The sequence below is a fragment of the Cupriavidus sp. DL-D2 genome (genome assembly GCF_039710735.1).
Taxonomy (GTDB): Bacteria; Pseudomonadota; Gammaproteobacteria; order Burkholderiales; family Burkholderiaceae; genus Cupriavidus.
Genome location: NZ_JBDKXK010000120.1, coordinates 1 through 2,400 on the forward strand (window position 1 = coordinate 1; position 2,400 = coordinate 2,400).

Genomic DNA, 2,400 nt, shown 5'->3' on the forward strand with positions numbered 1-2,400 from the left:
ATGCTTGAGCCAGGATGGATCGGGCTGCCCGTTGTCGCCAGTCCCATTCCACAGCAACACGGCATCGTCCGTTTGCTGAAAACCGTGTTCGACGATATCGGGAAGGAGACGCTGGATGGCGGCGTTGTCGCCGGTGAGGAGGAGCCAGGGGTGGCGGTAGCGCCAGCGGAAGCCATCTTTCAGGGCTTCGGTCAGTGTCTTCCGCCATGCCCGGTTTGCGATATCGGATTGTTTGGCCTGTCCGACACGGGCCGACGCCTCTCGCGAGTACCTTCCCGTATCGTTTCCACGGGAATTCTGCGCTATCCAACGCCATAAGCTGGACAGTGGGGCACGCAATGCAAGCAACACAACACCTGCGAGCGTGACTACCAGAACGCGTACCTCGGTGGAAGGATGAAACGATTCACCCCGGAACCATGCCACAACTGCCGCAGCCAGCGTCGCCGTACCGACGGTGATCCAATAACCTGAAAGCTTCATGCTTGATGCTCGACTTCTTGAGGAGTCGGTAACGTTTGAACGACAGCGATGTGCAACCTCTGCTGCCGCGTCACCACGAGTTGAGGAGTACCGGTCTGCGCTGCGCGCTCGATCGCCAGCGCAGCAGCCAGCCATGCCGTGGCGCAGCCGGCATTGCCCAAAGACAGGTCGATGTCGTGGACACCTGACAAGCCTTCAGCCTGGGATGAAGCGAGTTCCAGATCCGACGATGCCTTGAGCACTTCGGGCTTTTCGGAGGAAGTCAGTCCTGCTTGCCAGATGTCTGTGACCTGTTTCGCTTCCGCATTGCCCCATTGCAGCGCCGTCGACATTGCAGCGCGCAACGCACCTTCCTTCGCTTCTATCGGACGATGCCACAGCGCGCGAATCGGCACCGCTTTGCGCTGAGCTAGCGGCGCCCATCCCAGCAGCACCGCAACCGCCGCTTCCGCGCTGTCTGCCTGTGGATTTACATGCAATTGAACGGAAACGAACAACGCAAACTTCTCTAACGCCGGCCCTCCATGGGTGTCCAGCCACGCGTCCGTTTCCATCAGGTCTTGCTGTGGCGAGAGCAGAGCGGCTTGTACTGGCCGATAGCCGAAGCTGTTCCAGCAAACCTGCCATCTCTCCAGCAAGTCGCTTGAGTATGCGTATTCCGGTAGTTGCAGATAGACTTCCAGTGGAATACTTCCCGCGAGTGAGTGAATCGTGCTGTCGAGCCGATCCAGCAGATCCACGAATGCAGCTTCAAAGCGCGCGATGTGATGGAGGCCTTCCAAACTTGGCAGCGTGGTACATCGAACCGCCTCGCCGTCCCCTTTGGGCTTCTGTGACTGCAGTAGTGTGCTGCCTTCCGCAATGCGCGCGGACGCCGCGTGGCCGCCGAATGCACAGAGATATGCAACGTCGATTACCGCGAGCGGCTCCTGAGCGAAACGGAGCGCCTCAGCGTGATCCTCTTTCCATTGCGCCTCCTCGGCTTCCAGCCGCTCGGTCTCCTGCTCGAAATACATCAGGCGGAGACCGAATAGGCCCATCCCCGCAAGCGCCGGAAATGCCGCGACTCTTACCCAGAACCACGGCGTACCGTTGGGCACGTCTGCCGGCCAGGTCCACAACGCGTGCGCGGAGCCGATAGCAATCACGGCTACGAATATCGCTATCCAGACATACCTATTGGGTGGCTTGGGAAGAGGCGTTTTCGGCTGTGAGGGTAGTGTTACAGGCATGGCAGCAACCTTCAGCACGAACTCGAAATGACCTGACAACCACAGGTGACGCGATACAGATGCCGCGCAAGCGGTACGCCTTCGTCCTTCATGGACACGTCACCCTCGATGATGATGTTCGGATTGACCCGCGGATGCTTCTTGCAAGTGACCCGATCACCTTGCCGAGCAACCTTGCGGCCGTCGTAACTCATGGTTTCTGATGCACTGATGACACTGCCATCGCCGGTAGTCTTGTCGCCAAGGCGGATGAAATCCATTTTGATTTTTTCCTGTGGATCGATTACTTGCCAAGTATCCGTTGTTCGTTTTTACGCGCCTGCTGCTCTTTGCCCATCATGTACTCGTACATGCCGGGAACTGAGTTGGCAGTTTCAAAACAGCGGCGCGGGACCGGCCAGACATCGGGATCAGTCGGCTCGATCTGACAGGTCGCTTCGACCTCTGGTGGGAATCTGGGTGTACGGCAGGTGTGCAAAACAAGCCAGCGTGTAGCTGTGTAGAGCAGGACGAACGGGTAAGCCAGAATTTTGCCGATCAGCGGAAGTCCTCCTACATAGTAGAGGTGCATGATCATGTGGCAGTTGTACAGCGATGGCGTTACTGAAAGCTCAATGTAGCGATCGAGCGGATGCGGACCGGCGGGCCTGTCAGGAATTTTGTGTGTAGGGCATAACATGTCGTT

At 58.0% G+C, this 2,400-nt stretch carries 3 protein-coding genes and 1 pseudogene; all 4 read right to left on the bottom strand.

The window, feature by feature from the left end; all coding sequences use genetic code 11:
• A pseudogene (locus tag ABDB81_RS30180) lies at positions 1-483 on the bottom strand (type VI secretion protein VasK); the annotation flags it as partial.
• Entirely contained in the window at positions 480-1,631 is a 1,152-nt protein-coding gene (locus ABDB81_RS30185; protein ID WP_346814386.1) for a hypothetical protein, read from the bottom strand. The gene ABDB81_RS30185 and the pseudogene ABDB81_RS30180, both read right to left, overlap by 4 nt.
• 95 nt (positions 1,632-1,726) lie before the next feature.
• Positions 1,727-1,975, bottom strand: coding sequence for a PAAR domain-containing protein (locus ABDB81_RS30190; RefSeq protein WP_346814387.1), 249 nt, complete (start codon positions 1,973-1,975; stop codon positions 1,727-1,729).
• Positions 1,976-1,998: 23 nt separating this feature from the next.
• A partial coding sequence (locus ABDB81_RS30195; RefSeq protein ID WP_346814388.1) for a hypothetical protein occupies positions 1,999-2,400 on the bottom strand: 402 nt, incomplete at its 5' end.